A 25,641-nucleotide genomic window follows, 5' to 3' on the forward strand; every position below is an offset into this window, starting at 1 on the left:
TCAAAAATAAAAATCATCTTGCTCGCGGAGTATAAGTTGCCTATTTTCGTCATTAACGGATCCGTTACTGCAAATCATTCTTTTACTTTATGATTTAAAAGGAATTTTATGAGAGCACTCTCTTATGACAGGATCTATAAATCGCAAGAATATTTGGCCTCTTTGGGGACGATCCAGTATCGATCTTTATTCGGTAGCTATAGTCTGACCGTGGAGGATACCGTCTTTGCGATGGTGGCTAATGGCGAGCTTTATCTCCGCGCCTGTGAAGAAAGCGTACCCTACTGTGTGAAGCATCCTCCCGCCTGGCTCATGTTTATGAAATGTGGACGTCCCGTTATGCTCAACTATTACCGGGTGGATGAAAGCCTGTGGCGCGATCAGCAGCAGCTGGTACGTTTATCGAAGTATTCTCTTGACGCGGCAATGAAGGAAAAACACAGCCGTATTTTACAGCACAGACTCAAAGATCTCCCCAATATGACCTTCCATCTGGAAACATTGCTCAATGAGTCAGGGATAAAGGACGAAAATATGTTACGCATACTGGGCGCGAAAATGTGCTGGCTAAGGTTGCGACAAAGCAATCCCTTGCTGACGGTGAAAGTTTTGTATGCCCTGGAAGGCGCAATTGTCGGCGTACATGAAGCGGCGCTCCCGGCGAGTCGTCGCCAGGAGCTTGCCGACTGGGCTCATTCGCTTACGGCTGGGTAATTAATGTAGAAGTCGGCGGTGAAATTTGCCGTTGCAAGCGTCCAATCTCGGGCAGTAAGGCAATGAGCAAACCAATTTGTTGAACAACCAGAGGTTCTTTGCTGTCCGGACGTGTTTCCAGCGACTGAACTCGCTGCTTTAAACCCTCCAGCGCCTGGTGTACGCGCTGTTCGTCTTCAGGTTGATGATGGAGCGCATCATCAACGTAGCAGACCGCGTCATCCAGAAGCCCCAACACGTCCGGATTACTGAGCTTTTCGCGGTGCGCGCCGAGGGCGGAGATATAGCTGGTAAAAGTGTGATTGAGGCAAAGCAGCCTGAACGCCGCCTCCCGGGTTTCAGCCGTGACGTCGGGTTCGCTCGACATATTAGAAACCACGGATGCCAGTTCTGCATCGCGGTTGTGCGCGTCGCGTCTGGCAATGCGATAGGCCAGGCGGTTATCCCGTCCCTGGTGATATTGCTCAAGGATCGCATCAAGGTAGCGGCAATTAGCATCGGTGGCGCGCTGGAGTACCCGGGGAAGGTTGCGAAAGCGCCAGTCCGGCCAAATAAAGCTGACCGCAGCCCAGGCGATAGCGCAGCCAATTAACGTGTCGACGACGCGCGGTAACGCTACCTCAAAGCCTTCGCCCAGGAGGTTAAAGCAGAGTAATACCAGCAGGGTGATGAACATCGTCGCATGGGCATACTGCACATTACGGAATGCGAAGAAAAGCACGCCGGTAATCACCAGCAGAACTAACTGTCCTTCAAGCGAAGGGACAAACCATAAAATCGGCAGGCCGATCGCAACGCCTACCAACGTGCCGATAATCCTGAGCGCAAGGCGATGGCGGGTCGCGTTATAGTTAGGCTGACAAACGAACAGGCTGGTGAGCAATATCCAGTACCCGTGGCGCATCCCGGTAATTTGGATGAGAGCATAACCGATGCACAATACCAGTGACATGCGTACCGCATGGCGAAAGAGAGCGGACTCCGGGGTAAAATTACGGCTCAGACGCAGCCAGATGTCGCTAAACCCGTGCAGGCTATCATCAGCCAACTGGTTTTCTGACTCATTGCGCGGCATTGCCTGGGCCTGCTCCGACTCGATCGTCGCCAGTTGCGCATCAATGGCGCGTAGGTTGGTTAATAAGAATCCAAGCGTATTTAACAGCTCTAAAGAAGCGCCGCTGGCGCGCATACGTTCAAGCGCGGCGTCAATGTGGGTAAAGACGCGTTCAAAACGCGGATCATGCTGGTACGGCGTACGCAGTAAGATACAGCGCGCCAGCTGCGTACAGGCCTGCGCCTGCATCGACATCAGACGCTGAAAGCGGAACATGACGTCGCTATGGCGAAAATAATCGCGCAGCGTCTGGTATTGAATATGCGAAGAACTGGCGCGTTCATGAATATCCTGCGCCACAAAATAGTAATGGAGGGTGCGGCGCGTACCGCGTTGACCGCGATCGCCGCGCAGTCGAGTCAACAACGACACTTTCGTTTGGTTCAGCGTCGCCATTAACTGCCCGTTCGCTAACGCTAAATCATAGAGCGGCGCCTGGCTTTCATCTTCAATATCAGGATCAAACAGACGTGATTTCAGTTCCAGATAGTGCGCCAACTGTTCGTAACTGCGTGCCAGATTATCCTGCAACGGGCGGATCGGAAATAGCAGATGCCCGGTTAGCGTCAGTAGGTTATACCATACTGCGCCTGCTAGCAGGAGCAGTGGTTGCTGATACCAGTGCGCATATAAAGAGGTACCCAGCATCGTATAGATGGCAATGAGTAACGCGCCGAACGCGATGGTGGCATAGCGTTGCCCTAGTCCTCCCAACAGAATAAATCCGCTGGTGGATAACGTTAAGCCCAACGCAAATAGCCACGGCCAGGGAAAGAGCAGCTCCACAGAAGCCGACGCGATAAAAAAGCAAATTAAGGTAATGATTAAATTACGCAAGCGTCCGGCAAGGCGGTCGTCGAGATCGGTTAGCGCCGCGGCAACCATACCGAGCGTGAGCGGGATGGTCAGTTTGACGTCGCCCAGCCACCAGGGCAGGGCGGTGGTGCCGCACAGAGCGATAAAAATGCGGATGTAATACAGCCAGGTACTGTTCCAGGTATAACGGCGAATCAACGGACTTAACATAAAGGCTATTTGTCCCGATCATTCAAAACGGCGGCGCGCGTTAGCTTCTCGCGCGGCGCGAGCGGTTTCTACAGAGACGACGCGGCGACCGACAGGCCAAAGCGCAATCGCGGCAATTTTAAAGTTCGCAATACCGACAGGTATCCCGATGATAGTGACACACTGCGCGATACCGGAGGCAATGTGCATCAGGCATAGCCACCAGCCGAAAAAAAGTAACCAGAAAATATTCAGCAAGGTACCGCCAGTATTCATTAATACGCTTTTCGCCGCCGGATTAAGTTCGTCAACGTGAATGGCTTCATTACCGTAAGGGAACAGGGACAGTTTGGTTATCTCCCAGCAGGAGCGGGTCAACGGCAGGGTAAAAATAAGCACAATACTGACCAGCGTCGCCAGCAGCCAGGCCAGCGTAGTGGCAAAGCCGCCCAGTACAAAGTTTAAAATATTCAGAACGGTACGCATAAACCCTCAGTTCATTCCGGTTTTCTATCACTGCGGGCAATTGTAACGTTTTTTTAGACTGGAGCACGTTTTCTCTGGCGGTTACACTGATAAGCACATCTTTACGTCTGGATTCGCTGAGTCATGGAACTGAAAGCTACTTCTCTTGGAAAACGTCTGGCGCAACACCCGTATGATCGTGCCGTGATCCTCAACGCTGGGGTGAAAGTGTCTGGCGACAGGCATGAATATCTTATTCCATTCAATCAGTTATTGGCGATTCACTGTAAGCGTGGGCTGGTATGGGGCGAGCTGGAGTTTGTCCTGCCGGAGGATAAAGTCGTGCGTTTGCACGGTACCGAGTGGTCGGAAACCCAGCAATTCCATCGCTATCTGGACGCGCACTGGCGTCGCTGGAGCCAGGAGATGAGTGATGTCGCCGCGCAGGCATTACAAGAGCAATGGGCGCGTATTAGTGAGCGAACGGGCGAAAACCAATGGCTTACCCGTGAACGCGTTCGGGGGCTGGAACACGAAATTCGCCAGACGTTTGCCGCCTTGCCGCTGCCGGTCTCACGTCTGGAGGAGTTTGCTCACTGTCGCGAGATATGGCGTAAGTGTCTGGCCTGGTTACAGGATAGCGAGGGAAGTCGGCAGCAGCATAATCAGGCGTATGCTGATGCCATGCTGGAAGCGCATGCCGACTTTTTTACGCAGATAGAATCTTCTCCGCTTAATCCTTCCCAGGCCAGGGCGGTGGTTAACGGCGAATCATCGTTACTGGTACTGGCGGGCGCGGGAAGCGGTAAGACCTCGGTGCTGGTGGCGCGCGCGGGTTGGCTGTTGGCGCGCGGACAAGCAGATGCGGGGCAAATTCTTTTACTGGCGTTTGGTCGCAAGGCGGCAGAGGAGATGGATGAGCGTATCCGCGAGCGCTTACATACGGAAGAGATTACTGCCCGTACGTTCCATTCGCTGGCGCTGTATATTATTCAGCAAGGCAGTAAAAAAGCGCCGGTTGTCAGTAAGCTGGAAAGTGACGCCACCGCGCGGCATCAGCTATTTCTGCGCACCTGGCGTCAGCAGTGTAGCGAGAAAAAAGCGCAGGCCAAAGGCTGGCGTCAGTGGCTGGAAGAGGAGATGCAGTGGGCGGTGCCGGAAGGTAATTTCTGGGACGATGAGACATTACAGCGGCGTCTGGCCCCTCGCCTGGATCGTTGGGTCAGTTTGATGCGTATGCACGGCGGCGCGCAGGCAGAAATGATCGCTGGCGCGCCAGAGGAGTGCCGCGAGCTGTTTGGCAAACGCATTAAGCTGATGGCGCCGCTGCTAAAGGCCTGGAAAAGCGCGTTGAAAGCGGAAAATGCCGTTGATTTCTCCGGGCTGATCCATCAGGCAATGGTGATCCTCGAAAAAGGGCGTTTTATCAGCCCGTGGAAGCATATTCTGGTCGATGAATTTCAGGATATTTCCCCGCAACGGGCGGCGCTGTTAGAGGCGCTGCGCAAGCAGAATAGCCAGACTACGCTGTTTGCCGTTGGCGATGACTGGCAGGCGATTTACCGTTTTAGCGGGGCGCAGCTCTCCTTAACGACGGCGTTTCATCAGACGTTCGGCGAGGGCGAGCATTGCCACCTGGACACCACGTACCGCTTTAACAGTCGGATTGGCGATATTGCCAATCGCTTTGTACAGCAGAATCCGCACCAGCTTAAAAAACCGTTAAATAGTCTGACCCCAGGCGATAAAAAAGCGGTGACGTTATTGGATGAAAGCCAGTTGGACGCGTTACTGGATAAATTATCCGGCTATGCGAAGGAAGATGAACGTATCCTGGTGCTGGCGCGCTATCACCATCTGAAACCCGCGAGTCTACAAAAAGCGGCGACTCGCTGGCCGAAGTTACAGATAGACTTCATGACTATCCATGCCAGCAAAGGCCAACAGGCCGATTACGTGATTCTTGTCGGATTGCAGGAGGGTAACGACGGTTTCCCCGCCCCGGCGCGCGAATCCATTATGGAAAGTGCGCTTCTTCCTCAGGTTGAGGATTTTCCGGACGCTGAAGAGCGGCGTTTGTTATATGTGGCGTTGACGCGCGCGCGCGCGCGGGTCTGGCTGCTTTTTAATAAAGATAATCCCTCGCGCTTTGTGGAGGCGCTTAAACAGCTGGATGTGCCAGTGGCGAGGAAGCCCTAAAGCGCGGGCGGTACAGCATCCCGCCCGCGTAGCGGTTATTTCAGGCGCTCGGCCAGATAACGCGCATAATCCGGAATAAGAATATCTACAGCGTCATTAAAATGCGGGGACTGGATGATAAAGTCCGCCGTTGAGACGTTAGTGGCGACAGGGATATTCCATACGGTGGCCAGACGCAGTAGCGCTTTGACATCGGGGTCGTGCGGTACCGCGTTAAGCGGGTCCCAGAAGAAAATCAACACGTCGATTTTCCCTTCTGAAATGAGCGCGCCAACCTGCTGGTCGCCGCCCATCGGGCCGCTCAGCATCGCATTAACGTCCATACCGGTTGCGCGCTGGATCAGATTCCCCGTGGTGCCGGTTGCATAAAGAACGTGTTTTTCCAGCAACGGCTGATGGCGTTCCACCCAGTTCATTAACATCTGTTTGCAGTGGTCGTGAGCAACCAACGCGATATGTTTGCGCGTCGGCAAGGTGCGAGTCGTCAGTTCCATAATTCGATTCCGTAGTTAACCTGTCTACAGATTACTGGAAGCGCTTGATGCTGCAAGAGAAAGACAAAAAAATTGCGTGCTGGGACAACTCATATCAAGAGGGCGGCTGTTTTTCCGCCCATTGCAGAAAATGATGGCGTGTCTGCGGGTCGGCCAGTCGGAACCAATATTTCAGCCGCTGTTCTGTCAGAGTTTGTGATTGCGGCGGTACGGTATCAAGCTCTGAGACGTCGGAAAGTAATGTGCTGTCGTCTGCCATCATCGTGGCGAACTGAGGAAGCGAGGCGCGTTTCGCCGATTTATTATAACGCTCGGTCTCTATTTCATAATCGACCACTTTAGCCGTAGAAGTAATGGCCAGAATATCGAGTTTTACCGGAATGGGCATGGCGTCGCCGTCCAAAAGCGCCAGACGCGGCGCCGCGTTAAAATGCGAGGCTTCGCGCTCGTTTTCCAGCCGCGGGAGCTGGAAATTGACCTGACTTATCAGTTGGGTATCGAAACTTATCACCAGCGGCGGAGAAATATAAAGCCGCTCTTCATTACCGGGCAGGCGGATGGTTTTTTCCACCCGGAAAACGAGTTGATGCGGCCCGTTTTCCAGTTCAATGCTCTCTGCGCCGCGTAATAAAGAGCTGGATACCTTTTTGCCGTCCAGCACCAGCAGATCAACCTCATTAGACAAACGGAGCGTTGTGGCAAAAACAGTCACCGGCAAACAGAGAGCAAGGAAGGTGGCTAGCGCGCCGGTTTTCATAAGGTTCTCCTGTCCAAAGGCCGTCTGGCTAATAATGTATCGAAATTTTTCTTAGATCATGTTTACTAACATATAGACATATTTTGGCGTTTTGCTCTCATACATCGGTATGGGATGAATGGTTGCTATGTCAGGTTTGTCGTACACTTTGCAAAACAGCCAGGAGAAAGATGATGAAAGAGACCGATATTGCTGATGTTTTGACGTCCACTCGCACTATCGCGCTGGTAGGTGCGAGCGATAAACCCGATCGTCCAAGTTATCGGGTAATGAAATACCTGCTTGAACAGGGCTACCATGTGATTCCGGTTGCGCCAAAAGTCGCGGGTAAGACATTGCTGGGGCAACAGGGGTATGCCACGCTGGCGGATATTCCCGAAAAAGTCGATATGGTGGATGTTTTTCGCAACTCTGAAGCTGCATGGGGCGTCGCGCAGGAAGCTATCGCCATCGGCGCAAAAACGCTGTGGCTACAGCTTGGCGTGATCAACGAACAGGCGGCGGTACTGGCGCGGGATGCAGGCATGACCGTGGTGATGGATCGCTGCCCGGCGATTGAGATCCCTCGCCTGGGGCTGGCGAAATAAAAGTTTAAATGGCCGGATATCGCTTTCCGGCCTTTTAAATACAATCAGTTACGTAGTCGCGGCGCCTGAAGCTGCTTGCGAATGGTACGCGCCAGTTCATCCATCGATGGCTGTTCTGGATGCTCGTCCCGCATTTCGCTTCGCAACTGGGCCTCGGCCAGATAAGTATGCACTGGCTGACCATCATCATCTTCCATTACCACGTGGTACCACGGAGCGGCGCGAAGTTCGTCGTTAACCGCCAGTTCATCAGGCGACGGCTCATCAAGCGAATATTCCGGGTCGATATCGACGACCACTCCGAGGTAACCTAACAGGGAATGGCGGACCTGTTGGCCGATACCGAATTTGCTGGCTATCATAGTCACCTCCCGGGAAATAGATACCCTTTATATGAGGATACTATTCCACTTTTCAAGTTACATGACGCGACAGGCAAACCCTTTCAGATACAGCCCTTCCGGGTAGGTGGCGATCACCGGGTGATCGGCGGCCTGACGGAACTGCTCTATAAATTGTACATCACGACCGGCATCTATTGCGGCATCGGCAATGATTTTCTGAAATAAATCGCTGGTCATCAGTCCGGAGCAAGAGAATGTCAGCAGTATGCCGCCCGGATTGAGCAGTTGAATCGCTAACATGTTAATGTCTTTATAGCCCCGGCAGGCACCCATTAACTGGCTTTTATTTTCGACGAATTTGGGCGGGTCCATGATGATGACGTCGAATTTTTCGCCGTGTTCACGGTAAGCGCGCAGCAACTTAAACACGTCATCGCGCACGAATTCGGCTTTGCTCAAGTCCAGTTGGTTCAGTTCAACGTTTTGCCTGGCGATATCCAGCGCATCCTGTGAGGTATCCACGCTGACAACCTGGCGACAACCGCCCATTAATGCCGACACGGCAAAACCGCCGGTATAAGAGAAGCAGTTCAGTACCCGCTGATTTTCCACGTAGCGGCGCGTCGCCAGACGACTGTCGCGCTGATCAAGATAATAACCGGTTTTGTGGCCGCCCTGGATATCGACCAGCAATTTCATACCGTGTTCTTCAATTGGCAGAAGCGCAGGCGGCAGTTCGCCAGTGACCGGGCCTTGCGTCAGCGCCATCCCTTCTTTTTTCCGCACGGCGACGTCGCTGCGATCGTAAATAGCGCAATCCGGATAGCATGTTTGCAGCGCGCTAATTAATGCGGCGCGTTGATATTCGGCCCCGGCGCTGAGCAGTTGCAGCACCAAAAAATGGCCAAAACGATCGATAGTGACGCCAGGCAGGCCATCGGACTCACCGGCGATCAGACGATAGCTATCCAGGCCGTCTTTTTTCGCCAGCCAGTCGCGCCACTGCTGCGCCTGGCGCAGGCGGCGGGTGAAAAACGCAATATCAATGGATTCTGCTTTATCAAATGTCCAGACGCGCGCGCGGATCTGGGATGCTGGCGACCAGGCGCCGCGTGCTAACCACTTTCCCTGATGGTCGACGATATCGATAGTTTCACCGAGGTTGGCTTTGCCTTCCAGGCGGGAGACGGCGCCGGAAAAGACCCATGGGTGGCGGCGGAGTAAAGATTTTTCTCGCCCTTTGCTGAGGACTAAACGGGGATATTGCGGAAATGTAGATTCAGTCATGCGGAGTAACCTCTCACAAACAGTGACGCGAGCCGGATGATAGCTCCAGCCAGGGACCGTGAAAACGAAATGGCGCGTAGGGTAGCACAGATGAGAGAGGCAATCACCAGCGTATGGCGGTGAGCGTTTCTGCACAAAATAGAATCGTAAAGGCACAGTTTCTTCAGTGGGCGCTTTTTATAGTGTTATTTCTTTACATGAAGAAGGAAATACAATGAAAACAGTCTTCTCTTTGACCGCAGCCGCAATGATGGCATTGAGTGGCGGCGTATCTGCCGCGTCGGCGTTTAGCCTCAGTAGCGCGGATATTCCGGCGGATTTTCGTTTAACGCAACAGCATGTCTTTAAAGGATTTGGTTGTAGCGGAGAAAATATTTCGCCGCAGCTGAGCTGGCGCAATCCGCCTGCCGGAACCAAAAGCTACGCTATTACCGTCTTCGATCCTGATGCGCCCACCGGAAGCGGCTGGTGGCACTGGACGATGGTGAATATTCCTGCGCAGATTCACGACCTGCCGACGGGGGCTGATAAAAAAACGTTACCCGCTGGAGTGGTGCAGGGACGGAATGATTTCGGTTATGCTGGCTTTGGCGGCGCCTGTCCGCCGCCGGGCGATAAGCCTCATCGCTATCAGTTTACTGTGTGGGCGCTGAATACGGCAACACTGCCGCTCGACAGTGAGTCGAGTGGCGCGTTGGTAGGGTTTATGCTTAACGCGCATGTGATTGCGAAAGCACAATTCACGGCCACATACGGAAGATAAAATAGAGGACGGCACGGTGCAGGAGATGCATATTCGACATCAGGATCTTACGACGGCAGAGGTGCGTTCCAGTCATCTGCATCGTTTGCATCGTGTTACGCTTTTTTCCGCCGCTATCTGCCATATTACGCAGGGCAGTAAAGTCATCATTCAGGATGATAGCCGCCTTGTCGCCGGGCCGGGCGAGTTGATTATTATTCCGGCGAACACGCCGCTGGAGATTATTAATCAGCCTGCGCAGAACGGTTTTCGCTCCGACCTGTTGTTACTTTCACCGGAGATTATTGCTCGCTTTAAAACGATGTACGTTCAGGATTATCCACCGGCAAACCTGACATCGCTGTGTACGCCGATGAGCCGTAGCCTGACATTTATGTGGGAGAACGTGTTGGATGCTGTGCGCCAGGGTTTACCCGTTGGGCTACAGGAACATCAGGCGATGGGGTTACTGTTAGCGCTTTTACATGATGGCGCGGCGGGACCGCTGCTTATTGAACGGCGTTACACCCTCACGGAGCAGGTGCGGCAACTGATTATGCTCTCGCCTGCTAAGCTATGGACAGCCCAGGAGATAGCCCGCCGTCTTGCTATAGGAACATCGACGCTGCGTCGGCGTTTGCAGCGTGAATCGCAGAGTTATCGACAAATTGTTGAAGAGGTGCGCATGTCCTGCGCGCTTTCTCAACTGCAATCGACGACGCTGCCGATCGGCGAAATAGCGCTACGGTGCGGCTACCTGTCGGGGTCGAGATTTACGGCCAGATTCCGCCAACATTATGGGTGTCTGCCCAGTCAGGTACGTTAAGTATGTCCTGTATGAGCCTCCACCACTGATTATGAAAGGAGAACCATCATGTCGAACGTCTGCATTATCGCCTGGGTTTATGGTCGCGTTCAGGGCGTCGGGTTTCGCTATACCACGCAGCATGAGGCGCAGCGGCTGGGGTTAACCGGCTATGCGAAGAATATGGATGACGGAAGCGTAGAAGTGGTGGCCTGTGGCGACGCGGCGCAGGTGGAAAAACTCATCAAGTGGCTGAAAGAGGGCGGGCCGCGCTCTGCTCGTGTGGACAAAATCCTCACTGAACCGCACAGCCCTCGCGAGACGCTAACAGGCTTTAGTATTCGGTATTAAATACACTTTACCGGTTTGGGCAGACCGGCGATTTTGGTCGCTTGCTTTGCCGGGCCTTTCGGGAACAGACGATACAGATAGCGGCTGTTGCCTTTTTCTTCGCCGAACTTATTCGCCATCGCTTTTACCAGCATTCGGATGGCGGGAGAGGTGTTAAACTCCAGGTAAAATTCGCGCACGAAGCGCACGACTTCCCAGTGTTCCGCAGAGAGCTCAATGCCTTCATTGGCGGCGATAGCGACTGCCAGCGCTTCACTCCACTGCGTCGTCTCTTTCAGATAGCCTTCGCTATCAGTACTGATTTCTTTACCTTCAAAGATCAACATAACGTTTCACTGCGTAATCAACACGGACGGCAGTGTAGCAAAAAATAAAGCCCTGCATAAGCAGGGCTGGAAGAGGGGAATGTCGATTAGTCGCGGCTGGCGAAGCCCAGAATGCTGAGCAGGCTGACAAAGATGTTGTACAGCGAAACGTACAGACTGACGGTCGCACGAATATAGTTGGTTTCACCGCCGTGAATGATGTTACTGGTTTCATACAGGATAGCGCCCGAGGAAATCAGGATAAACACCGCGCTAATCGCCAGGTGCAATGCAGGCAGTTGCAGGAAAATATTCGCCACCATACCAATCAGCACGACGACGATCCCGGCCATTAACATACCGCCCAGGAAAGACATATCCTTACGGGTGGTCAGAACGTAAGCGGAGCAGCAGAAAAATACTAACGCGGTCCCACCCAGCGCCAGGCCAATGACATCGCCCATGCCTGCTGACAGATAGGCGTTAAGAATCGGGCCCAGGATATAGCCGAGGAAGCCGGTAAACGCAAAAGCAGACAGGATACCGACCGGCTTATTGGCGGTTTTATAGGTCAGGAACATCAGCCCATACATACCGACCAGCGTCAGAATCAGGCCGGGGGAGGGCAGCATCAGTACCGTACTGGCTGTCGCGGTAATTGCGGAGAAAGCCAGCGTCAGGCTCAACAGAAAATAGGTGTTGCGCAGTACTTTGTGCGTACTCAGTAGCGAGCTACGATCACGCGATGATGTAATGATACGATCCATTAGTCACTCTCTTATGACAGATGTAATTAATAAAGGAGAATAATAAAAACAGTCACTGTCACCCAGTGGTTTTACCCATCTTTACGCATTCGTTTACGTTTAGTTTCCTTAAGAGATTTCAGGTGATTACCGTCGTTAAAACGGTCTGCTCATGCCTGGCGCTACGCCATAAAACAGGCGGCAGCGCCAACCACGCGTTACCGATAAAAAATTGATAATCACAGCGGTAAAACAGTGGGGACGATCAACACGTATTAAGCCAGTTTTTGTGTTGAAGAAATGGTCAATGTGCCGCTATTTCAGTCAATTAACGAAATTTTGCCTGTTTTTCACGCAAACGAACACATTCGGTCTTTACATGACGCACCGGGATGTTTATAGTGCGCCTCATTCCGGAAGTGTGGCCGAGCGGTTGAAGGCACCGGTCTTGAAAACCGGCGACCCGAAAGGGTTCCAGAGTTCGAATCTCTGCGCTTCCGCCAGATTAAACAAGGGGTTACCGAAAGGTAACCCCTTTGTTTTTTGGCGCTTAGAATATAGTTAGAAAATACTGCTAGAACATTTCCCGAAAAAACGGACTACGCGGGTTTTTAGTTTCTTTTCGTTTCCCGATGTGTCTATTTATTGAAGATGTAGACCATTCTGGGAGGTGAAGGATGCCCCATCTCTTTCAGAATAATGTTGGTATATTCGACAACAGGGCCTCTTGGATGATTTTCTTCTTTATCCTGAAGATGGGTCAGTGCATGTACAACTTCATGAATAAATGAACGTTTTGTGTCAAAAAGTTGTGGTCCTTCGTTACTTTCATAATGTTCGGTATATGAATCATCAGAATCGTCCAGATTGAGACAAATAACTTTCCTGCCTTCTGAAAGTTTGAAGTGTTCCTGAGCCACGGTAGTTTCAAAGGCTTCGCCTGCCCCCAGTAGCCAGCGCTGCTCCACATCATGTAGTTCTTTTTCATATGCGTAATTCATCAGTCTGCGGAATGTTTCGCTTTGGGTATACGCATTTTGAAGTACGGAGGATAGTTCATCGTAGCATTCGTCATAAGTGTCGTCATCAATTTCTGTATCAGGGTCTATTCCACCCGCGCCTGAGATAAGGTACTCCACCACACACTCTGGCTCCAGACGGAATTCACTGTTTATGGCAAGGCTGTCATGAGCAAGGCGTAGCCGTGAGGGGTTTGGTGCATGTTCGGGAATATCGGGGAAAACAGGTGTATCTGCGGTATTTAATCCATATGTGGATACTCCGCTTTGAGGTATTAATCTGTAGGTGACCGGAAGCATAACTTCTTATTTCCTGACTACAATTATGAATTATTTAAATTAAACAATAATAGTGTTTTTAGTTAATGTGCCACATACAGATAACGCTATGATTCAGACAAAGCCAACAAGTAATACGCTGAAAATGTTATTTATAATGAAACTTAGGGGCGGGGTTTATTTAATAAAACAAGGGGGCCTCTGTTTGAATACTTCTTGTTTATAAAATCCCTTTATCTCGACTAAAATATCGGATGGGGGAAAAGAGTTCTATCATTGTAATCCGGGAGTGGAGTAGGGGTATGTTGACTACCTGTCAGATCGGCTCCTGTTAATGCTTTCGCTAAAGTTAGAGCTATCTTATCTAATTTTGCACCATTTAGTTTGGTGTCAGTTAAGTCTGAGCCGAATAGAATTGCAGCGGTTAAGTTTACACCGGACATGTTAGCGCAAGTCAGGTCTGCGTGAGTCAGGTTTGCTTTAGTCATGTTTGAACCCATTAGATTTACAGAGTGTAGATTTGCACAACACAAAATTGCACCGACTAAATTTACATTAGAAAGAGTTGTTTCACGGAAATCTGCATCAGAAGCATCTATTTCTGACAAATCTTCCCCCTGGAAATCTTTATAAGCCAGGTTTACTCCGCGCAGGTTCAGAAAACCATCCTCGGTTATAAGTGAATCAGGCTGTTGTATATTATGTTTACTCATCAGCTTTAACATTCGACATACATTCCAAAATCTCTCGCTATCAACTTTATCCATTACAGTTTTTCCATTTTTGTTCACTTCAATAATGACCATGGGATCCGTATTTTCGGATGCTGCTCCACATGACAGACATATAGTACACCCGTTGACATCCTCCAGAAATATTTTATTACCATCGAAGAAAGCATCTTTATTTACATATAATAATGATGTGGTCAGTTTTCCAATTACCTCCCGAAAGCATCTTTCATTGCTTCTTCTTATTCCACCACAGGTAAAAAAATTGACAAGCCACTCCAGTATACCGCGTGGTGAAGTTGCACTTTTCATTGCTTCTTTCGTACCGGTACCGGCCGCATGCAAATATCTTAATATATTTTCTGGGGACGCGTTAGTTATTGGCATTTTGATTCCTTCTTATAGATGTGAGTCGATTCCTTATAGGTGTGAGTCAAGTCACATTTATACAAGGAATAATAAAAAAGGATATAAGGTGATTTTTGTATTTAGAGCTTTGGTTGAGTATGAGTAGGTGTCAGGCACCTGACAAGAGGCGATGATTTCTGCCATAACGGTGAAAGAGTACTGTCGGGGTCGTTACAATCACCAGCTTAGATATAGAACGCGCTGGCTGTGCCTGTGAGCCAGTCATATGATGTTGTAAAAAATCAGGCTGACGTTAATAAAACACGCCAGCCTGAAGTCATATTCAGTTCACCAGGAACTGATGAAACATACATGACCAGATATACCCTCAGTTCTGATATGGTTGTTATAGTTTTCTGTAAAAAATTAACAACCACATACTTGACACCAAAAATCTGGTATCTCTATATCTGATGGCCAGTTGTCACACCAGCGTGGGCGAATCAATGCTTCGGGGTCTGGTGGCCAGTCACGGGAGGCGTGTTTTGTATTATCTGGTGGTGGGGGGGAATCACTGGCAGCCATCGCCGATGCCGAAAAGGCTGTAGCCGACAACACCAGAAGCAATGGTAAAAATATACGATGTCTCATAATATCACCCATGAATAATCAGATTATCCTTGCTATTGACTTCCTTCATTTCCAGCATAGCTTACGCTTCATCATCATTGAATAAACAATTAAGTTTGTTGAGCGAAAATTTACTTAAAGAAAAAATAATAAGTACCAATATTTTTTGCAGCATTTCAACTTATAGCAGAATAAATGTGCGTAGATGGCGTAAAAACCTGATGAGCAGGAATACTTACACACTAAAAATGCTCCCGCAAACAGAGCAAAATGAGAAAGAGGAACGTTTGCCCCTTACATTTCCACCAAAGATTCTGGTTTTATCTCTTGTAAAGGGCATACGTATCGCGTTTTATCTCATTAAGAAAGTATGTTGACGTATTAAATTATGCATAATGCTCTTTCAATTGCTTCACGTTTGAAATGAATAATTCAAAACCAGTGAGCGCCTCTTCTTCGGTACTGGTTTGCGGCAAGCGATAAAGCGCCACTAAAGCAGTATTGTCTGCGTCAGCGCCGATAGTGACGGCGCTGGCGTAGTTAAGACGTAAAAAATGCTGCAAAGTCAGAGTGTCGTCAGGCAATGGCATAAAGGGACAGCACATTTCCAGTGTATGATCGGATTCATTAAAATAAACCTGCATCCCATCATCAATGATGAGCAGTGGCTCATCTTCTGGCGCATCCAGGCCTAACGCGGCATATAAACGATTTAATAGACTTTCCATATAGTTACCTCAAGACTCAAGATGTGATTAATGAAGAAATGCCTTTTACTGACTGCCAAATATTTTCATCCCCAATTCGTTTTTGATAGGAAAGATTGAGCACTTCTGGCGATAAATTTTTCAGTACTTTGTTCCCCGCCCCGCCCGTATTTTGTTTCTGAATCTCCAGGTTGCCACTATTCAGTAATACTTTTTGGAAAATTTTCTGTCCACCGCTATCCGGAAGACTGCCAGGCGCATTTAACATATGGGTCTGATGGAAAGAAATGATCTCTCGCTTGATTTCTGAATCCATCATCCCTGTACGATCTTTGCCGCTTTTACAATTCCAGGCGGGCACCGCGTCAATTTCATGGGCTAACATGGCAAGGCGTTGTGCGAGTTTATAGGGTTCGCCGCCATCTTTATGATGTTGGTTATTTTTCCAGATATCCTTAATCTGGCGTGCTAATGTATTGACGACCTCATAATTATCCGGGTATTGCGCCAGCCATTCGCCAACCCAGCCACCTGGTCTGGCTTCAGGGCGTAAATCATTGCCTAATAACTGATGTAGCGCTTCGGCATTATATCTATCAGATGCCTTAAGGCCAAAGCCGAGCTTGAGCGTCAGCTCATTAACACCCATATTAAATGCGGCGACGTCCGGTTTTATTTTTACCGTCTGTAGATCGCCATCTTTATTGCGGATTTTTAAATGAATCATTTTTCCCGGCTGGGTCAACGATTGCCATGCGCGCATTTGATCCTCGACCATCGTTCCCTCTTTGCCGAAAATATTCGACGCGGTGAGTAACCCGACGGATACCAGTTTCAGGCTTACCGCTTCGCCCGCTAAGGCTCTGTTAAGCAACTCAGGTTTACTAAAAAGTGCCGCAGTTAATACTTCTTTGGCTTTGTTTTCAGCGCCGACCTGACGCAGAAGCGGATCTTTTTCATGATAGGGGGAAAGCACGCCATGACGTATCCCGCAAAAAAGCGTTTTATCTTTACCGTCCTCATGCACACTCACCGTGGACATCCACAAATTATTGGCGTGATGAATATTCCTGGTATCCCAACTGCATACGCCCTTTCCCTGATAAGCACTGGGAAAGATATCTTTTGCGCCGATTTTCATCTCTGCGGCAGGGAGCTGCGTGTTGGTATAGTGATGCCCGTTATGCGTGAGTGTATGTTTTATGGTTTGCCAGGGCTGGTTATTAAGCTGCTTGACCTGAGCATCTCTAAACGCTACAGCCGCAAAGCGATGAGCTTCTTTTGCAGGTAAGCCATCCTGCTGCTGAGTGCGTGCTGCAATAAGTTCGATAAGATTTTTCTTCAATGCTTTTGCCGCGGCTTCTTCTTGTTTTGTTGCTGGCCGGTCCGCTTTAACTTTGGCTAACTCCATTTGGTTTGCCATTGACGTTAGAACCGGGTCTTGTTTACCCAGAACGGTTGCCGCGACGTTGAGAAGATCGCGCTGTAAGTTATAGAGGTCATGCAGAGAGTGGTTAGACGTCTTCTGATGCTGTAGATAATTCCCCCATGTCGCGCCAGGTTCTCGCAGGACAATAATTTCCGGGCGAGCGGCGGGTGCTTTAGCCGGCGCTTTGCCCTGGCCTGATAGAATCTGCATTCCATTGTATAAGGTTTTTTGTAGGCTTTTAAAAGCCTCCTGGGTTTTTAGTGAAGCTGAGTGATAGAAGCTCTGTATTTGCATAGCGTTTTTAATATTCCTGAATAGGGGAGTGGGAACATTCAACAGGGTTAACAACCCTTTAAAAGGATGTGACTTTTATGCGCCAGGAACTTTAAAAAAATGTCCTTTTTAATGAGGAAACGCTTCTGATCAGGCGGGGAGGCATCCTGACGTCCATACGTAGTGGCGATCATGGGGGGAGATCGGTACACCAAATGTTCATAAAATCTACAAACTTCACAATTTAGGGCACAACTTTTATTGAAAAACCACCTTCTTGACTCAGATCAAATTCACCGATTTACTCCTGCGTAAAGTAACGGCGTTACATCAAATGTTATACAGGTGTGTGTATGCCAGCAAAGCCCCGGACAAGTAAGACCGTGACGAAGAATATTCGTTTTTCCTATTCCATGCTTGAACAGATAGAATTCGCGTTGAAATCTGAAAAGACGCGGAATTTTTCAGCATGGGTAAAAGAGGCCTGTCGGGAAAAGTTATGTAACACGGGACATAAGCTGTAGTTGTCGTTTTATGTGAGAGGAGGCGGCCATTTTGAAAAGAACAACGTGCTTATATACCTCCTGGGTTTTTGCCGCTTTTGTCTCTCTGCTGATATTTGCCTGGAGTGTCATAAACTATCCTCTCTATGAATCCATAATAATTATTGTCTTTTATATCTGGCTAATTCTGGTGCCGCTTTATCTTATTGTGTATGAGTGGCTAATAGATTGTCATTGAATTTATGGTTGCGTACTTGAAAAGTGATATTTCATATCTGTGCGGTAAGCCATTGTCGTAATAATATTATTGGTCAGGCGACGGGCGAGCGTCTGCGCATTTTGCATCGTTTTATCTTCAAAATTTTGCAGTAAGCGTTGCGCTTCTTTCGGATGCGACGCATATAATCTCAGATAGCTCTGCTCCATCTTATACTGCTGCTTAGCTGTTTGCTGTTCAAATGTTTTCCAGGCGTGTTGCACATCTGGCGCAAACGCATTGTAGTCCTGCATAACCAGCGTTTGCAACGTGCGGAATGTCCAGTAGGTAGAGTCGTTGCTCGCCCGATCGGTTCCTTTATCATCTCCGGGTTGATAATGACGCATTCCCTGATAATAGGGGAGATAGACGCTAAGAGATGGCATTCCATAGGCGATGTATTCTACGTTACCGATAGCCTGCGGTAATTTCGGTCTGACCTGTAAAATATGCGACTCCTGGGTACGAAAAACGGATATAGGTCGCCATGGTTCTTGTGGATTATGACTGGCATAAGGGTCGTGCGACGTTCCCTGATAGTGATTGCGTAACGCGTTTTTTACTGCCGCCACGCTAATTTTCGTTATTGGCGTTAAAAAAACAGGAAATGTTTCCCCTTCGCTAACGACCGTATCCAGATGCGGATTAAACTGATGTTGTAGCGTCCAGACGCGCGGATAATTATAGGTGGTATCGTTTTTGTTATCCTGCGAATAGGCTTGATGAAAGTCGAATTCGCCGCGGGCCGGATCATATAATCCCTGCTTTTTCGCAAAGCTTACTAACGTTGGTGACGCCATATAATTCGCATTATCATTCGGATCGTAATGCCGTAAACGTCCCTGATTGGCGGAAACGAAATAGCTATCTGCCGGAAGTCGTACTGCCAGCCATTGATGGCCGCTTCCCGTCTCCAGATACCATATCTCTTTGCTATCAATAAACGCGACGCCGAAACCTTCGCCCGCGCCTTTTTGTTCAATAATGTCTCCCAGTAATTTGGCGCCCTGACGCGCCGATTGCGCCACTGGCAGGATCACGGACTCAATGGCGTCTTCCGTGATTCCCGTTTTTGTCACGTAAGGATCGGCAGCCAGCGCCGCTCTGCCGTTATAAATGGTTTCCGTTGCGCTCATTCCGACGCCCGCCGAATTGAAACCGGCTTCACCCATGGCGTTATCGTTAGTATCAAAGTCATGAATCGCCGTATAGCGCATCGCTGTCTCCGGAAGCGGCCAGCTAAAATTGTTCCGATGTGCTTTATACTCGCCTTGTTGATGAAACGCGACGGGGTGAATAACCTTATGCTTGGCGTTATTTGCCGAGCCATCTTCGTTGCGCGCGATAATGAAGGAGCCGTCAGCCGAAGCCTGATTGCCTACCAAAAGGGTAGTACAGGCGATGACTTTACCCATACCCAGCAGCGTAACGGCGAATGCAAGATACTTTTTCATAAAGGTTCCCACTGAATAACGCGTTATGGGATGAATTGACCCTGGATTGGAAACCGAGAAAGTGATCGAGCCAGCAATATTCTTTGCCGGCATCCTTTATTTTCTCTTTATTGAGGTTGTATTGATAACCACAGCCCTGTGGCAGGGAAGGGGAACAGAACCTGTACTGACCTTAGCTATCAGCGCTATCAGGCAGACGAACCGAAAAGATATTATGTTCATCGGCATAGCGGTAAGATGCCGAACCACCGTGTAATAGAGCAATCGCGTTAACTAACGATAACCCCAGGCCGAAACCGGCAGTATGGCGGGCATTATCTCCTCGCCAAAAACGCCGGAAAAGCTTATCCGCATCGGCGGGGTGGCTGCCCGGATTAGCGACCCGAATTTCTGCAACGTTATCATCATAAGCGCTTTCAATACGTATCACGGCGTTTTCATCAGAATAACGGATGGCATTCGTCAGCAGGTTTGAGAGCACTCTTTGTAATAATATTTCGTCAGCCCATACCGTTCCCTGACATTGATTTATAAAACAGATGCGCTTCTCCTCGGCAAGGGGGCTAAGATAATCCAGCATATTTTCGACCAGCGCATTGAGCGAAACAGGCTGTTTTTTTACCGCTATATTCTGGTGCTCCGCGCGTGCCAGAAAGAGAATATTTTCTGTCAGTCGCGACAGTCCCTCCAGCTCTTCAATATTATCGACAAGGGCTTGTTGATACTCTTCGGCGCTGCGTTCCTGACTCAGCATCACCTGATTCTTCCCCAGTAAAATATTAACCGGCGTGCGCAGCTCATGCGCCAGATCGTCGGCAAATTGGTTCAGGCGTTCAAAATCGTCGGAAAGCTTCTGGCGCATGGTATTTAGCGCTTGTCCAAGCGGCCTGAGCTCAACGGGTAACGCCTGTTCCGCCAACGGCTGGCGAAGTGTGCCGCTATCTGTCGCCGCAGTGAGTCGGCTGAGCGACGTAATGGCCCGCAGCCCGTTTCTGATGACTAATGGACTGAGCGCCGAACAGACGAGGATCGCGATAAGGCTAATCAGCAAACTGTTACGGCGATATTGCGCCAGCATTTGCCGCCTTTCCGTCGCCAGCCTGGCGATAGTAAGGGTCAGCGGGTCATTGCCGCTTCTGGCGTTTACTCGTACCGCGGTCAGCTCCGTGCCTTGTACCGCCTGGCGAAATAAGGTTTCGTGGGTGATGTTTTTAGTCAGCGGAATCTCGTTAAAGCGTTGGTCGGGGATGCCGCTATGATTAATCGCAACATTGTGGCCTGTTGCTGAATGGATCAATAAGATGTCCTGCTTCGTATCCACCATCCGATTGAAATAGAGCGGCAGATTTTCCGGCCTGGCGCCATCCAGTAACAGTTGCTGCATTTGCGCCGCCCGATTTATTAGCGTCATATCATCCCGATACGTTAATTCTTTGCTCAGCGCGTTATAGAGCGTCCAGCTAATGCCGGTACAGGCGAGGATAAGGATGGCGATAAAAGAAATTGTCAGGCGCAGCGTCATTGATAACTTAACCATTCTGCGACGTTTCCGCCTGTAATCGATAACCCATCCCCCGGACGGTCATAATGAGCTTCTTTTCAAATGGATCGTCTACTTTGGCGCGCAGCCGACGAATCGCGACATCAACGGTGTTGGTTTCACTATCAAAGTTAATTCCCCAAACTTCGCTGGCGATCGCGGTTCGGGGCACGATTTCTCCTGCCCGGGACGCCAGTAACCAGAGGAGCAGGAATTCTTTGCGGGTCAGGGAAATCGGTTTGCCATTTCGTGACACTGATTGCTTTGTGGCATCCATGTCCAGACCATTGATCGTCAGTCGAGTAAAGGCAGGGACATGCTGTCTGAGTTGAGCTCTCACCCGGGCCAGCAGTTCGGCGAAGGAAAAAGGCTTAACAAGGTAATCATTAGCGCCCGCCTCAAGACCTTTGACGCGATCCTCAACCGAGTCGCGCGCCGTCAGGCAAATAACAGGGGACTGATGCGCAGTGCGTAACGCGCGTAAAACCTGCCATCCATCAAGCCCCGGCAGCATAATATCAAGAATAATCAATGAATAATGTTCCTGAAGGGCCAGGTGTAATCCGTCTCGTCCATCACAGGCATAATCAACCACATAGCCTGCTTCCGTGAGTCCCTGACGTACCCACTCAATGGTTTTCTGGTTATCTTCAATCAATAAAATCTTCATCAACGCAGTATGCCATAGGCTTGTTAGCGAATCCGTAAATCTCCAACAAGATGACATAATTGTCATGTCCGTGTAAGGTTAATCCTGGACGCGCCAGATATATTTTCCTGCATCAATACCGTAAAGGAGTGAAGCATGAAACGATATATACTGGCTACCGCGATAGCGTCTCTTGTTGCAGCCCCGGCAATGGCGCTGGCCGCTGGCAACAATATTCTCAGCGTACATATTCTCGATCAGCAAACAGGCAAACCGGCGCCCGGCGTGGAGGTGGTACTGGAGCAGAAAAAGGATAACGGATGGACGCAATTAAACACCGGGCATACCGACCAGGACGGACGTATTAAAGCACTGTGGCCCGAAAAAGCTGCCGCGCCGGGGGATTATCGCGTTATTTTTAAAACCGGCCAGTATTTTGAAAGTAAAAAACTGGATACGTTTTTCCCGGAGATTCCCGTCGAGTTTCATATCAGCAAAACGAATGAGCACTATCATGTGCCGCTGTTATTAAGTCAGTATGGTTATTCAACCTATCGCGGGAGCTAATTTAGAGCCTATCCCATTAGGGCTATTTTACTTGCCATTTTGGACCTGGGCAGTGCTCGCCAAAACGCGTTAGCGTTTTGAACGCCGCTAGCGGCGGCCCGAAGGGCGAGCGTAGCGAGTCAAACCTCACGTACTACGTGTACGCTCCGGTTTTTGCGCGCTGTCCGTGTCCAAACTGGCTGCGCCAATAACGCCTGGTGGGATAGGCTCTTAGATTGTATTAATCGCCGCGATTTATGGCGAGCAAACATCGCGGCGGGAATAAAAATCTTCAGCGTATCGACTCTTCTCCCACAAGCGGTGGTTATCCCGCTTGTGGGCATGAGTGACGGTTAAACAGGCGCTTCCATCTCAAGTCTGACCGGATGAAAACGGCGTTTGAAATAAATCAGGCCATGCCCATCCTGGCTAAGAATAATATTTTTGATCGCCACCAGATACACCAGATGCGTGCCAATGGTTTGTACCTCGCTGATCTCGCCTTCAAGACCGGCCAGCGCGCCGTTAAGTACCGGCTGGCCCAGCGGCCCGTTTTGCCAACATGGCTGGTGAAAACGCTCTTCCATCGCCATCCCCGTCATACCGGCAAAGTGGCGCGCCATCAGCTCCTGCTCATGGTTAAGTACATTAATGCACAGCCTGCCGTTGCCCTGAAAGACGGGGTTCATGGCGCTATTGGCATTAATACATACCATCACGGAGGGCGGCGTATCGGTGACGGAACAGACCGCTGTTGCGGTGATACCGCAGCGTCCGGCGTGACCCGCCGTGGTTACGATGTTGACCGCTGCCGCCAGACTTGCCATCGCATCGCGAAAACGCAGACGTTGTTCATCTACTTGCATGAGAACCTCCTGCCGCGTTATTTCAGCAGCTTATCCAGTTGATTGATGTCGTCGTTATTGTGCAAATGCGAAACCGTCCAGCCATTCTGATCGTATTCGGAGAGGCAGCGATCGACCATTGCCATCATCTTATCCATATTGCCGGAGCTCTGGGCCTGACGCAGACACTGCAGACGAATTTCATCCTGGCTGCCCGAGTAGTTAATCTCGTACAGCTCATGGCGACCGCCAAACTCGCTGCCGATGGCATCCCACATCAATTTAAGAATTTTGATACGTTCAACATGGTCCATTCCGTTAGAGCCGCGTACGTATTTCGCCAGGTACTGGTCGATTTGCGGATTATTCAGATCGCGGGCGCTGGAAGGCAGGTAAATCAGGCCGCTGGTAACGTTACGTTCAATAATATTTTTAATTTTCGCGTAGGCCATTGGGGCCATCACACGATAGGTTTGCAGCGCGGCGTGGTCCGGTAGCCAGGCGCCGTTTACCCACGGGGTTGCTTCAGAACACATAGAATCGCTCAATGCCCAGAACATATTGCGCCAGGCTACGACTTCGCCGAGATCGGCCTGCACGCCCCGGAACTCTACGGTACCCGTACATTCGAGCGATTTTTTCAGCAGCGCGGTAATGAAATCAAGTTTAACCGCCAGACGAACACAGGCTTGCAGTGGATACATACGGGCAAAACCGCCTTCCATCGTCCAGCGACGGCAACGATCGAAATCACGGTAAATCAACACGTTTTCCCACGGGATCAACACCTTGTCCATCACCAGAATGGCATCGTTTTCATCAAAGCGGCTGGAGAGTGGATAATCAAACGGCGAGCCCGTCGCGCCCGCGACCATTTCATACGAGGCGCGCGAAATAAGTTTTACGCCTTCGGCATCCATTGGCGCGACAAACATCAGAGCGAAATCCGGGTTTTCGCCCATCACCTGGGCTGAGCCGAAACCAATCATGTTGTAGTGAGTCAGGGCGGAGTTAGTAGCGACGACTTTCGCCCCGCTGACAATAATCCCGGCGTCCGTCTCTTTCTCCAGCTTGATATAGACGTCTTTCACTTCGTCGGCAGGTTTGTGGCGGTCAATGGGCGGGTTGACGATTGCATGGTTAAAGTACAGGCCGGTCTCCTGAATACGGGTGTACCAGTTGCGGGCGTTCTGCTCAAACTGGCCGTAGAAGGCTGGGTTAGCGCCCAGAGCGCAACCAAAGGCGGCTTTGTAATCCGGTGTGCGTCCCATCCAGCCGTAACTCAGGCGTGACCACTCGGCGATAGCATCACGCTGTTGGCGCAGATCGTCAGCGCTTTTCGCCACGCGGAAAAATTTATGCGTATAACCGCCGCTGCCGGTATCAGTATTCCAGCACAGGGTATCTTGCATCGACGGTTTATGTAATGCGTCATACAGTTGTGCGACAGAGGCTGCGGCATTGCGGAATGCCGGATGTGTTGTAACATCTTTAACGCGTTCGCCGTAAATATAAATTTCCCGCCCGTCCTGCAGGCTTTTTAAATACTCTTCGCCCGTTAACGGACGCTTGTTATCAGTACGAAAATCTTCAGGTTTCATTGCGGCCTCTTCCTCGTTAATCGGAATGCTTTGTTAATAATATGTTTCTTATTTGTTGTTTAATTGAATAGACAGAAGCGTAAACTGTGAAGAGACTTTCAGGACAACGGCGGGTACTTTTCAGATGAACGTCGAAGAAGAAGAGTAAAATGCGATCGCCGTCAACGTTGTAAGCGGGAGGGGATTCCCGTGTCGGCGGCGTGGGAAGGTAAGAATACTATGCTTCCGCTTCGCTATCAGGATGCTGGCGCCCCAGAGCAATAAGATCGTCCAGCAGCAGCATCAATTGCTGTGTTTTTTCGGGCGTGAAATCGGCCTCAATTTTTCGATAAGCCTCTTCAACTTGGCTCCGGGCACGGGCGTACAACGTTTGTCCCTGCTCCGTCAACATGACATATAACTTACGCTGATCGTTAACCGGCTTGAGTCGCAACACCAGTCCGTCTCGCTCCATGCGCGTCAATATTCCGGTCAGACTTGGACGCAAAATGCAGGTACGAAAGGCCAGCTCGTGAAAATCCATAGAGGGGCTATCGGCCAGGATTCGCACAATGCGCCATTGCTGGTCGGTCAGATTGTGGCTTTTAACGATGGGGCGGAAATAGGTCATTGCCGCTTCGCGCGCCTGAAGCAAGGCGATGGTTAATGAATCATGCATAAGCGTTTCTCTTTTGCAGAATTATTAATACCTGAATAATCGTGTTTACCGATGTGAGCTATGACATCTGTTTTATGTCCAAAGTTTAACAGAAACAAGCAGTTTTATTTAACTCTTTGATATGTATGCATTTAATAATAAATTTGTGAAAATATTGTTAATCACATCACAAATACTTTACTTCAGCTTGCTAAATGTACAGCGAAAGCATAAATCTAATCATTAATATATTAATGAAATCACAGCCCGTTAAATCGG

29 protein-coding genes and 1 tRNA gene are annotated in these 25,641 nt (G+C 49.8%); 10 read left to right on the forward strand and 20 right to left on the reverse strand.

The features are described 5' to 3' along the window. The first annotated feature begins 108 nt into the window (after positions 1 to 108). A complete protein-coding gene (locus tag NBA72_RS19115; protein WP_001202375.1) occupies positions 109 to 714 on the forward strand; it encodes a TfoX/Sxy family DNA transformation protein in 606 nt (201 codons plus the stop codon). Here NBA72_RS19115 and yccS read toward each other — a convergent pair. Both yccS and NBA72_RS19125 read right to left on the reverse strand, forming a co-directional pair. Then, the gene (yccS, locus tag NBA72_RS19120; RefSeq protein WP_001726973.1) at positions 701 to 2,854 is read right to left on the reverse strand and encodes a YccS family putative transporter; all 2,154 of its coding nucleotides are present in this window, start codon (positions 2,852 to 2,854) and stop codon (positions 701 to 703) included. The genes NBA72_RS19115 and yccS overlap by 14 nt on opposite strands. An 18-nt stretch (positions 2,855 to 2,872) precedes the next feature. Then, positions 2,873 to 3,319: a YccF domain-containing protein gene (locus NBA72_RS19125; protein WP_001261222.1), complete on the reverse strand. Its 447-nt coding sequence runs from the start codon at positions 3,317 to 3,319 to the stop codon at positions 2,873 to 2,875. Positions 3,320 to 3,442: 123 nt separating this feature from the next. On the opposite strand from NBA72_RS19125, the gene helD reads away from it, so the two are divergent. After that, on the forward strand, positions 3,443 to 5,497 hold the full coding sequence (gene helD, locus NBA72_RS19130) for a DNA helicase IV (RefSeq protein ID WP_023228225.1): 2,055 nt from the start codon (positions 3,443 to 3,445) through the stop codon (positions 5,495 to 5,497). Positions 5,498 to 5,532: 35 nt separating this feature from the next. Here helD and mgsA read toward each other — a convergent pair whose 3' ends face one another. Together mgsA and NBA72_RS19140 are read right to left on the reverse strand one after the other, a co-directional pair. After that, positions 5,533 to 5,991, reverse strand: a complete 459-nt coding sequence (gene mgsA, locus NBA72_RS19135; protein ID WP_000424187.1) for a methylglyoxal synthase — start codon at positions 5,989 to 5,991, stop codon at positions 5,533 to 5,535. A gap of 94 nt (positions 5,992 to 6,085) precedes the next feature. Further along, a complete protein-coding gene (locus tag NBA72_RS19140) occupies positions 6,086 to 6,748 on the reverse strand; it encodes a DUF2057 family protein (protein ID WP_000847719.1) in 663 nt (220 codons plus the stop codon). Between the two features lie 173 nt (positions 6,749 to 6,921). On the opposite strand from NBA72_RS19140, the gene NBA72_RS19145 reads away from it, so the two are divergent. After that, entirely contained in the window at positions 6,922 to 7,335 is a 414-nt protein-coding gene (locus NBA72_RS19145; protein ID WP_001537782.1) for a CoA-binding protein, read from the forward strand. Positions 7,336 to 7,379: 44 nt separating this feature from the next. Here NBA72_RS19145 and hspQ read toward each other — a convergent pair whose 3' ends face one another. Both hspQ and rlmI read right to left on the reverse strand, forming a co-directional pair. Continuing rightward, complete coding sequence (hspQ, locus tag NBA72_RS19150) at positions 7,380 to 7,697, reverse strand: heat shock protein HspQ (protein ID WP_000561983.1); 318 nt, start codon at positions 7,695 to 7,697, stop codon at positions 7,380 to 7,382. A gap of 57 nt (positions 7,698 to 7,754) precedes the next feature. After that, complete coding sequence (gene rlmI / locus NBA72_RS19155) at positions 7,755 to 8,966, reverse strand: 23S rRNA (cytosine(1962)-C(5))-methyltransferase RlmI (RefSeq protein ID WP_000140480.1); 1,212 nt, start codon at positions 8,964 to 8,966, stop codon at positions 7,755 to 7,757. Between the two features lie 214 nt (positions 8,967 to 9,180). Here rlmI and NBA72_RS19160 point away from each other — a divergent pair, with 214 nt between their 5' ends. Genes NBA72_RS19160 through yccX form a run of 3 tightly spaced genes read left to right on the forward strand, consistent with a single transcriptional unit; the run spans position 9,181 to position 10,864 of the window. Continuing rightward, entirely contained in the window at positions 9,181 to 9,729 is a 549-nt protein-coding gene (locus tag NBA72_RS19160; RefSeq protein ID WP_000859417.1) for a YbhB/YbcL family Raf kinase inhibitor-like protein, read from the forward strand. Positions 9,730 to 9,754: 25 nt separating this feature from the next. Continuing rightward, the gene (locus tag NBA72_RS19165) at positions 9,755 to 10,534 is read left to right on the forward strand and encodes a helix-turn-helix transcriptional regulator (protein ID WP_017440930.1); all 780 of its coding nucleotides are present in this window, start codon (positions 9,755 to 9,757) and stop codon (positions 10,532 to 10,534) included. Positions 10,535 to 10,582: 48 nt separating this feature from the next. After that, positions 10,583 to 10,864 carry an acylphosphatase gene (yccX, locus tag NBA72_RS19170; RefSeq protein WP_000072884.1) on the forward strand — a complete coding sequence of 94 codons (282 nt, stop codon included), beginning with the start codon at positions 10,583 to 10,585 and terminating at the stop codon, positions 10,862 to 10,864. Here the strand turns inward: yccX and tusE are convergent. Beyond that, complete coding sequence (gene tusE, locus NBA72_RS19175) at positions 10,861 to 11,190, reverse strand: sulfurtransferase TusE (RefSeq protein ID WP_000904446.1); 330 nt, start codon at positions 11,188 to 11,190, stop codon at positions 10,861 to 10,863. The two genes, yccX and tusE, sit on opposite strands and share 4 nt — an antisense overlap. 86 nt (positions 11,191 to 11,276) lie before the next feature. Continuing rightward, a complete protein-coding gene (yccA, locus tag NBA72_RS19180; protein ID WP_000374046.1) occupies positions 11,277 to 11,936 on the reverse strand; it encodes an FtsH protease modulator YccA in 660 nt (219 codons plus the stop codon). A 394-nt stretch (positions 11,937 to 12,330) separates the two neighbouring features. Here yccA and NBA72_RS19185 point away from each other — a divergent pair. Beyond that, positions 12,331 to 12,418: transfer RNA gene (locus NBA72_RS19185), tRNA-Ser, on the forward strand. Positions 12,419 to 12,553: 135 nt separating this feature from the next. Here the strand turns inward: NBA72_RS19185 and pipA are convergent. The 3 genes from pipA to NBA72_RS19200 form a co-directional block, all read right to left on the reverse strand. Further along, a complete protein-coding gene (pipA, locus tag NBA72_RS19190) occupies positions 12,554 to 13,234 on the reverse strand; it encodes a type III secretion system effector protease PipA (protein WP_000938180.1) in 681 nt (226 codons plus the stop codon). A gap of 221 nt (positions 13,235 to 13,455) precedes the next feature. After that, a complete protein-coding gene (gene pipB, locus NBA72_RS19195) occupies positions 13,456 to 14,331 on the reverse strand; it encodes an SPI-2 type III secretion system effector PipB (RefSeq protein ID WP_042949581.1) in 876 nt (291 codons plus the stop codon). Between the two features lie 387 nt (positions 14,332 to 14,718). After that, a complete protein-coding gene (locus tag NBA72_RS19200; RefSeq protein ID WP_071527456.1) occupies positions 14,719 to 14,955 on the reverse strand; it encodes a PagK family vesicle-borne virulence factor in 237 nt (78 codons plus the stop codon). A gap of 23 nt (positions 14,956 to 14,978) precedes the next feature. Here NBA72_RS19200 and NBA72_RS19205 point away from each other — a divergent pair, with 23 nt between their 5' ends. Continuing rightward, positions 14,979 to 15,299, forward strand: coding sequence for a hypothetical protein (locus NBA72_RS19205; protein WP_077905117.1), 321 nt, complete (start codon positions 14,979 to 14,981; stop codon positions 15,297 to 15,299). Between the two features lie 9 nt (positions 15,300 to 15,308). Here NBA72_RS19205 and sigE read toward each other — a convergent pair whose 3' ends face one another. Further along, the gene (gene sigE / locus NBA72_RS19210; RefSeq protein WP_042949584.1) at positions 15,309 to 15,650 is read right to left on the reverse strand and encodes a type III secretion system chaperone SigE; all 342 of its coding nucleotides are present in this window, start codon (positions 15,648 to 15,650) and stop codon (positions 15,309 to 15,311) included. Positions 15,651 to 15,666: 16 nt separating this feature from the next. Further along, positions 15,667 to 17,352, reverse strand: coding sequence for an SPI-1 type III secretion system effector inositol phosphate phosphatase SopB (gene sopB / locus NBA72_RS19215; protein ID WP_042949586.1), 1,686 nt, complete (start codon positions 17,350 to 17,352; stop codon positions 15,667 to 15,669). 332 nt (positions 17,353 to 17,684) lie between these two features. On the opposite strand from sopB, the gene NBA72_RS19220 reads away from it, so the two are divergent. Continuing rightward, complete coding sequence (locus tag NBA72_RS19220; protein WP_001111006.1) at positions 17,685 to 17,855, forward strand: YlcI/YnfO family protein; 171 nt, start codon at positions 17,685 to 17,687, stop codon at positions 17,853 to 17,855. Here NBA72_RS19220 and NBA72_RS19225 read toward each other — a convergent pair. From NBA72_RS19225 to hprR, 4 genes are all read right to left on the reverse strand, one after another. Continuing rightward, a complete protein-coding gene (locus NBA72_RS19225; RefSeq protein WP_023181920.1) occupies positions 17,829 to 17,966 on the reverse strand; it encodes a hypothetical protein in 138 nt (45 codons plus the stop codon). The two genes, NBA72_RS19220 and NBA72_RS19225, sit on opposite strands and share 27 nt — an antisense overlap. A 108-nt stretch (positions 17,967 to 18,074) precedes the next feature. Beyond that, a complete protein-coding gene (locus NBA72_RS19230) occupies positions 18,075 to 19,544 on the reverse strand; it encodes a C69 family dipeptidase (RefSeq protein WP_023195817.1) in 1,470 nt (489 codons plus the stop codon). Between the two features lie 172 nt (positions 19,545 to 19,716). Continuing rightward, positions 19,717 to 21,081, reverse strand: coding sequence for a heavy metal sensor histidine kinase (locus NBA72_RS19235; protein WP_042949588.1), 1,365 nt, complete (start codon positions 21,079 to 21,081; stop codon positions 19,717 to 19,719). Further along, complete coding sequence (hprR, locus tag NBA72_RS19240) at positions 21,074 to 21,754, reverse strand: response regulator transcription factor HprR (protein WP_000698205.1); 681 nt, start codon at positions 21,752 to 21,754, stop codon at positions 21,074 to 21,076. Before hprR ends, NBA72_RS19235 begins: the two co-directional genes overlap by 8 nt. 135 nt (positions 21,755 to 21,889) lie before the next feature. Here hprR and hiuH point away from each other — a divergent pair, with 135 nt between their 5' ends. Then, positions 21,890 to 22,300 (forward strand): hydroxyisourate hydrolase, encoded by a 411-nt coding sequence (gene hiuH, locus NBA72_RS19245; RefSeq protein WP_000833182.1) that lies wholly within the window; start codon positions 21,890 to 21,892, stop codon positions 22,298 to 22,300. A gap of 332 nt (positions 22,301 to 22,632) precedes the next feature. Here the strand turns inward: hiuH and NBA72_RS19250 are convergent, their stop codons facing one another. The 3 genes from NBA72_RS19250 to hpaR form a co-directional block, all read right to left on the reverse strand. Beyond that, positions 22,633 to 23,145, reverse strand: a complete 513-nt coding sequence (locus NBA72_RS19250) for a 4-hydroxyphenylacetate 3-monooxygenase reductase subunit (protein WP_001195556.1) — start codon at positions 23,143 to 23,145, stop codon at positions 22,633 to 22,635. Between the two features lie 17 nt (positions 23,146 to 23,162). After that, positions 23,163 to 24,725 carry a 4-hydroxyphenylacetate 3-monooxygenase, oxygenase component gene (gene hpaB / locus NBA72_RS19255; protein WP_000801496.1) on the reverse strand — a complete coding sequence of 521 codons (1,563 nt, stop codon included), beginning with the start codon at positions 24,723 to 24,725 and terminating at the stop codon, positions 23,163 to 23,165. 217 nt (positions 24,726 to 24,942) lie between these two features. Next, positions 24,943 to 25,383 carry a homoprotocatechuate degradation operon regulator HpaR gene (gene hpaR / locus NBA72_RS19260; protein ID WP_000543922.1) on the reverse strand — a complete coding sequence of 147 codons (441 nt, stop codon included), beginning with the start codon at positions 25,381 to 25,383 and terminating at the stop codon, positions 24,943 to 24,945. Positions 25,384 to 25,641 lie beyond the last annotated feature (258 nt).

Origin of the sequence: Salmonella sp. NW1250 (assembly GCF_051812965.1) — a bacterium.
In the GTDB taxonomy this organism is placed as follows: Bacteria; Pseudomonadota; Gammaproteobacteria; order Enterobacterales; family Enterobacteriaceae; genus Salmonella; species Salmonella enterica.

Bases quoted from the DNA above. Each gene is read 5' to 3' on its own strand.
- NBA72_RS19115 (WP_001202375.1), top strand. From the start codon at position 109: ATGAGAGCACTCTCTTATGACAGGATCTATAAATCGCAAGAATATTTG.
- yccS (WP_001726973.1), bottom strand. From the start codon at position 2,854: ATGTTAAGTCCGTTGATTCGCCGTTATACCTGGAACAGTACCTGGCTG.
- NBA72_RS19125 (WP_001261222.1), bottom strand. From the start codon at position 3,319: ATGCGTACCGTTCTGAATATTTTAAACTTTGTACTGGGCGGCTTTGCC.
- helD (WP_023228225.1), top strand. From the start codon at position 3,443: ATGGAACTGAAAGCTACTTCTCTTGGAAAACGTCTGGCGCAACACCCG.
- mgsA (WP_000424187.1), bottom strand. From the start codon at position 5,991: ATGGAACTGACGACTCGCACCTTGCCGACGCGCAAACATATCGCGTTG.
- NBA72_RS19140 (WP_000847719.1), bottom strand. From the start codon at position 6,748: ATGAAAACCGGCGCGCTAGCCACCTTCCTTGCTCTCTGTTTGCCGGTG.
- NBA72_RS19145 (WP_001537782.1), top strand. From the start codon at position 6,922: ATGAAAGAGACCGATATTGCTGATGTTTTGACGTCCACTCGCACTATC.
- hspQ (WP_000561983.1), bottom strand. From the start codon at position 7,697: ATGATAGCCAGCAAATTCGGTATCGGCCAACAGGTCCGCCATTCCCTG.
- rlmI (WP_000140480.1), bottom strand. From the start codon at position 8,966: ATGACTGAATCTACATTTCCGCAATATCCCCGTTTAGTCCTCAGCAAA.
- NBA72_RS19160 (WP_000859417.1), top strand. From the start codon at position 9,181: ATGAAAACAGTCTTCTCTTTGACCGCAGCCGCAATGATGGCATTGAGT.
- NBA72_RS19165 (WP_017440930.1), top strand. From the start codon at position 9,755: ATGCATATTCGACATCAGGATCTTACGACGGCAGAGGTGCGTTCCAGT.
- yccX (WP_000072884.1), top strand. From the start codon at position 10,583: ATGTCGAACGTCTGCATTATCGCCTGGGTTTATGGTCGCGTTCAGGGC.
- tusE (WP_000904446.1), bottom strand. From the start codon at position 11,190: ATGTTGATCTTTGAAGGTAAAGAAATCAGTACTGATAGCGAAGGCTAT.
- yccA (WP_000374046.1), bottom strand. From the start codon at position 11,936: ATGGATCGTATCATTACATCATCGCGTGATCGTAGCTCGCTACTGAGT.
- pipA (WP_000938180.1), bottom strand. From the start codon at position 13,234: ATGCTTCCGGTCACCTACAGATTAATACCTCAAAGCGGAGTATCCACA.
- pipB (WP_042949581.1), bottom strand. From the start codon at position 14,331: ATGCCAATAACTAACGCGTCCCCAGAAAATATATTAAGATATTTGCAT.
- NBA72_RS19200 (WP_071527456.1), bottom strand. From the start codon at position 14,955: ATGGGTGATATTATGAGACATCGTATATTTTTACCATTGCTTCTGGTG.
- sigE (WP_042949584.1), bottom strand. From the start codon at position 15,650: ATGGAAAGTCTATTAAATCGTTTATATGCCGCGTTAGGCCTGGATGCG.
- sopB (WP_042949586.1), bottom strand. From the start codon at position 17,352: ATGCAAATACAGAGCTTCTATCACTCAGCTTCACTAAAAACCCAGGAG.
- NBA72_RS19220 (WP_001111006.1), top strand. From the start codon at position 17,685: ATGCCAGCAAAGCCCCGGACAAGTAAGACCGTGACGAAGAATATTCGT.
- NBA72_RS19225 (WP_023181920.1), bottom strand. From the start codon at position 17,966: ATGACACTCCAGGCAAATATCAGCAGAGAGACAAAAGCGGCAAAAACC.
- NBA72_RS19230 (WP_023195817.1), bottom strand. From the start codon at position 19,544: ATGAAAAAGTATCTTGCATTCGCCGTTACGCTGCTGGGTATGGGTAAA.
- NBA72_RS19235 (WP_042949588.1), bottom strand. From the start codon at position 21,081: ATGGTTAAGTTATCAATGACGCTGCGCCTGACAATTTCTTTTATCGCC.
- hprR (WP_000698205.1), bottom strand. From the start codon at position 21,754: ATGAAGATTTTATTGATTGAAGATAACCAGAAAACCATTGAGTGGGTA.
- hiuH (WP_000833182.1), top strand. From the start codon at position 21,890: ATGAAACGATATATACTGGCTACCGCGATAGCGTCTCTTGTTGCAGCC.
- NBA72_RS19250 (WP_001195556.1), bottom strand. From the start codon at position 23,145: ATGCAAGTAGATGAACAACGTCTGCGTTTTCGCGATGCGATGGCAAGT.
- hpaB (WP_000801496.1), bottom strand. From the start codon at position 24,725: ATGAAACCTGAAGATTTTCGTACTGATAACAAGCGTCCGTTAACGGGC.
- hpaR (WP_000543922.1), bottom strand. From the start codon at position 25,383: ATGCATGATTCATTAACCATCGCCTTGCTTCAGGCGCGCGAAGCGGCA.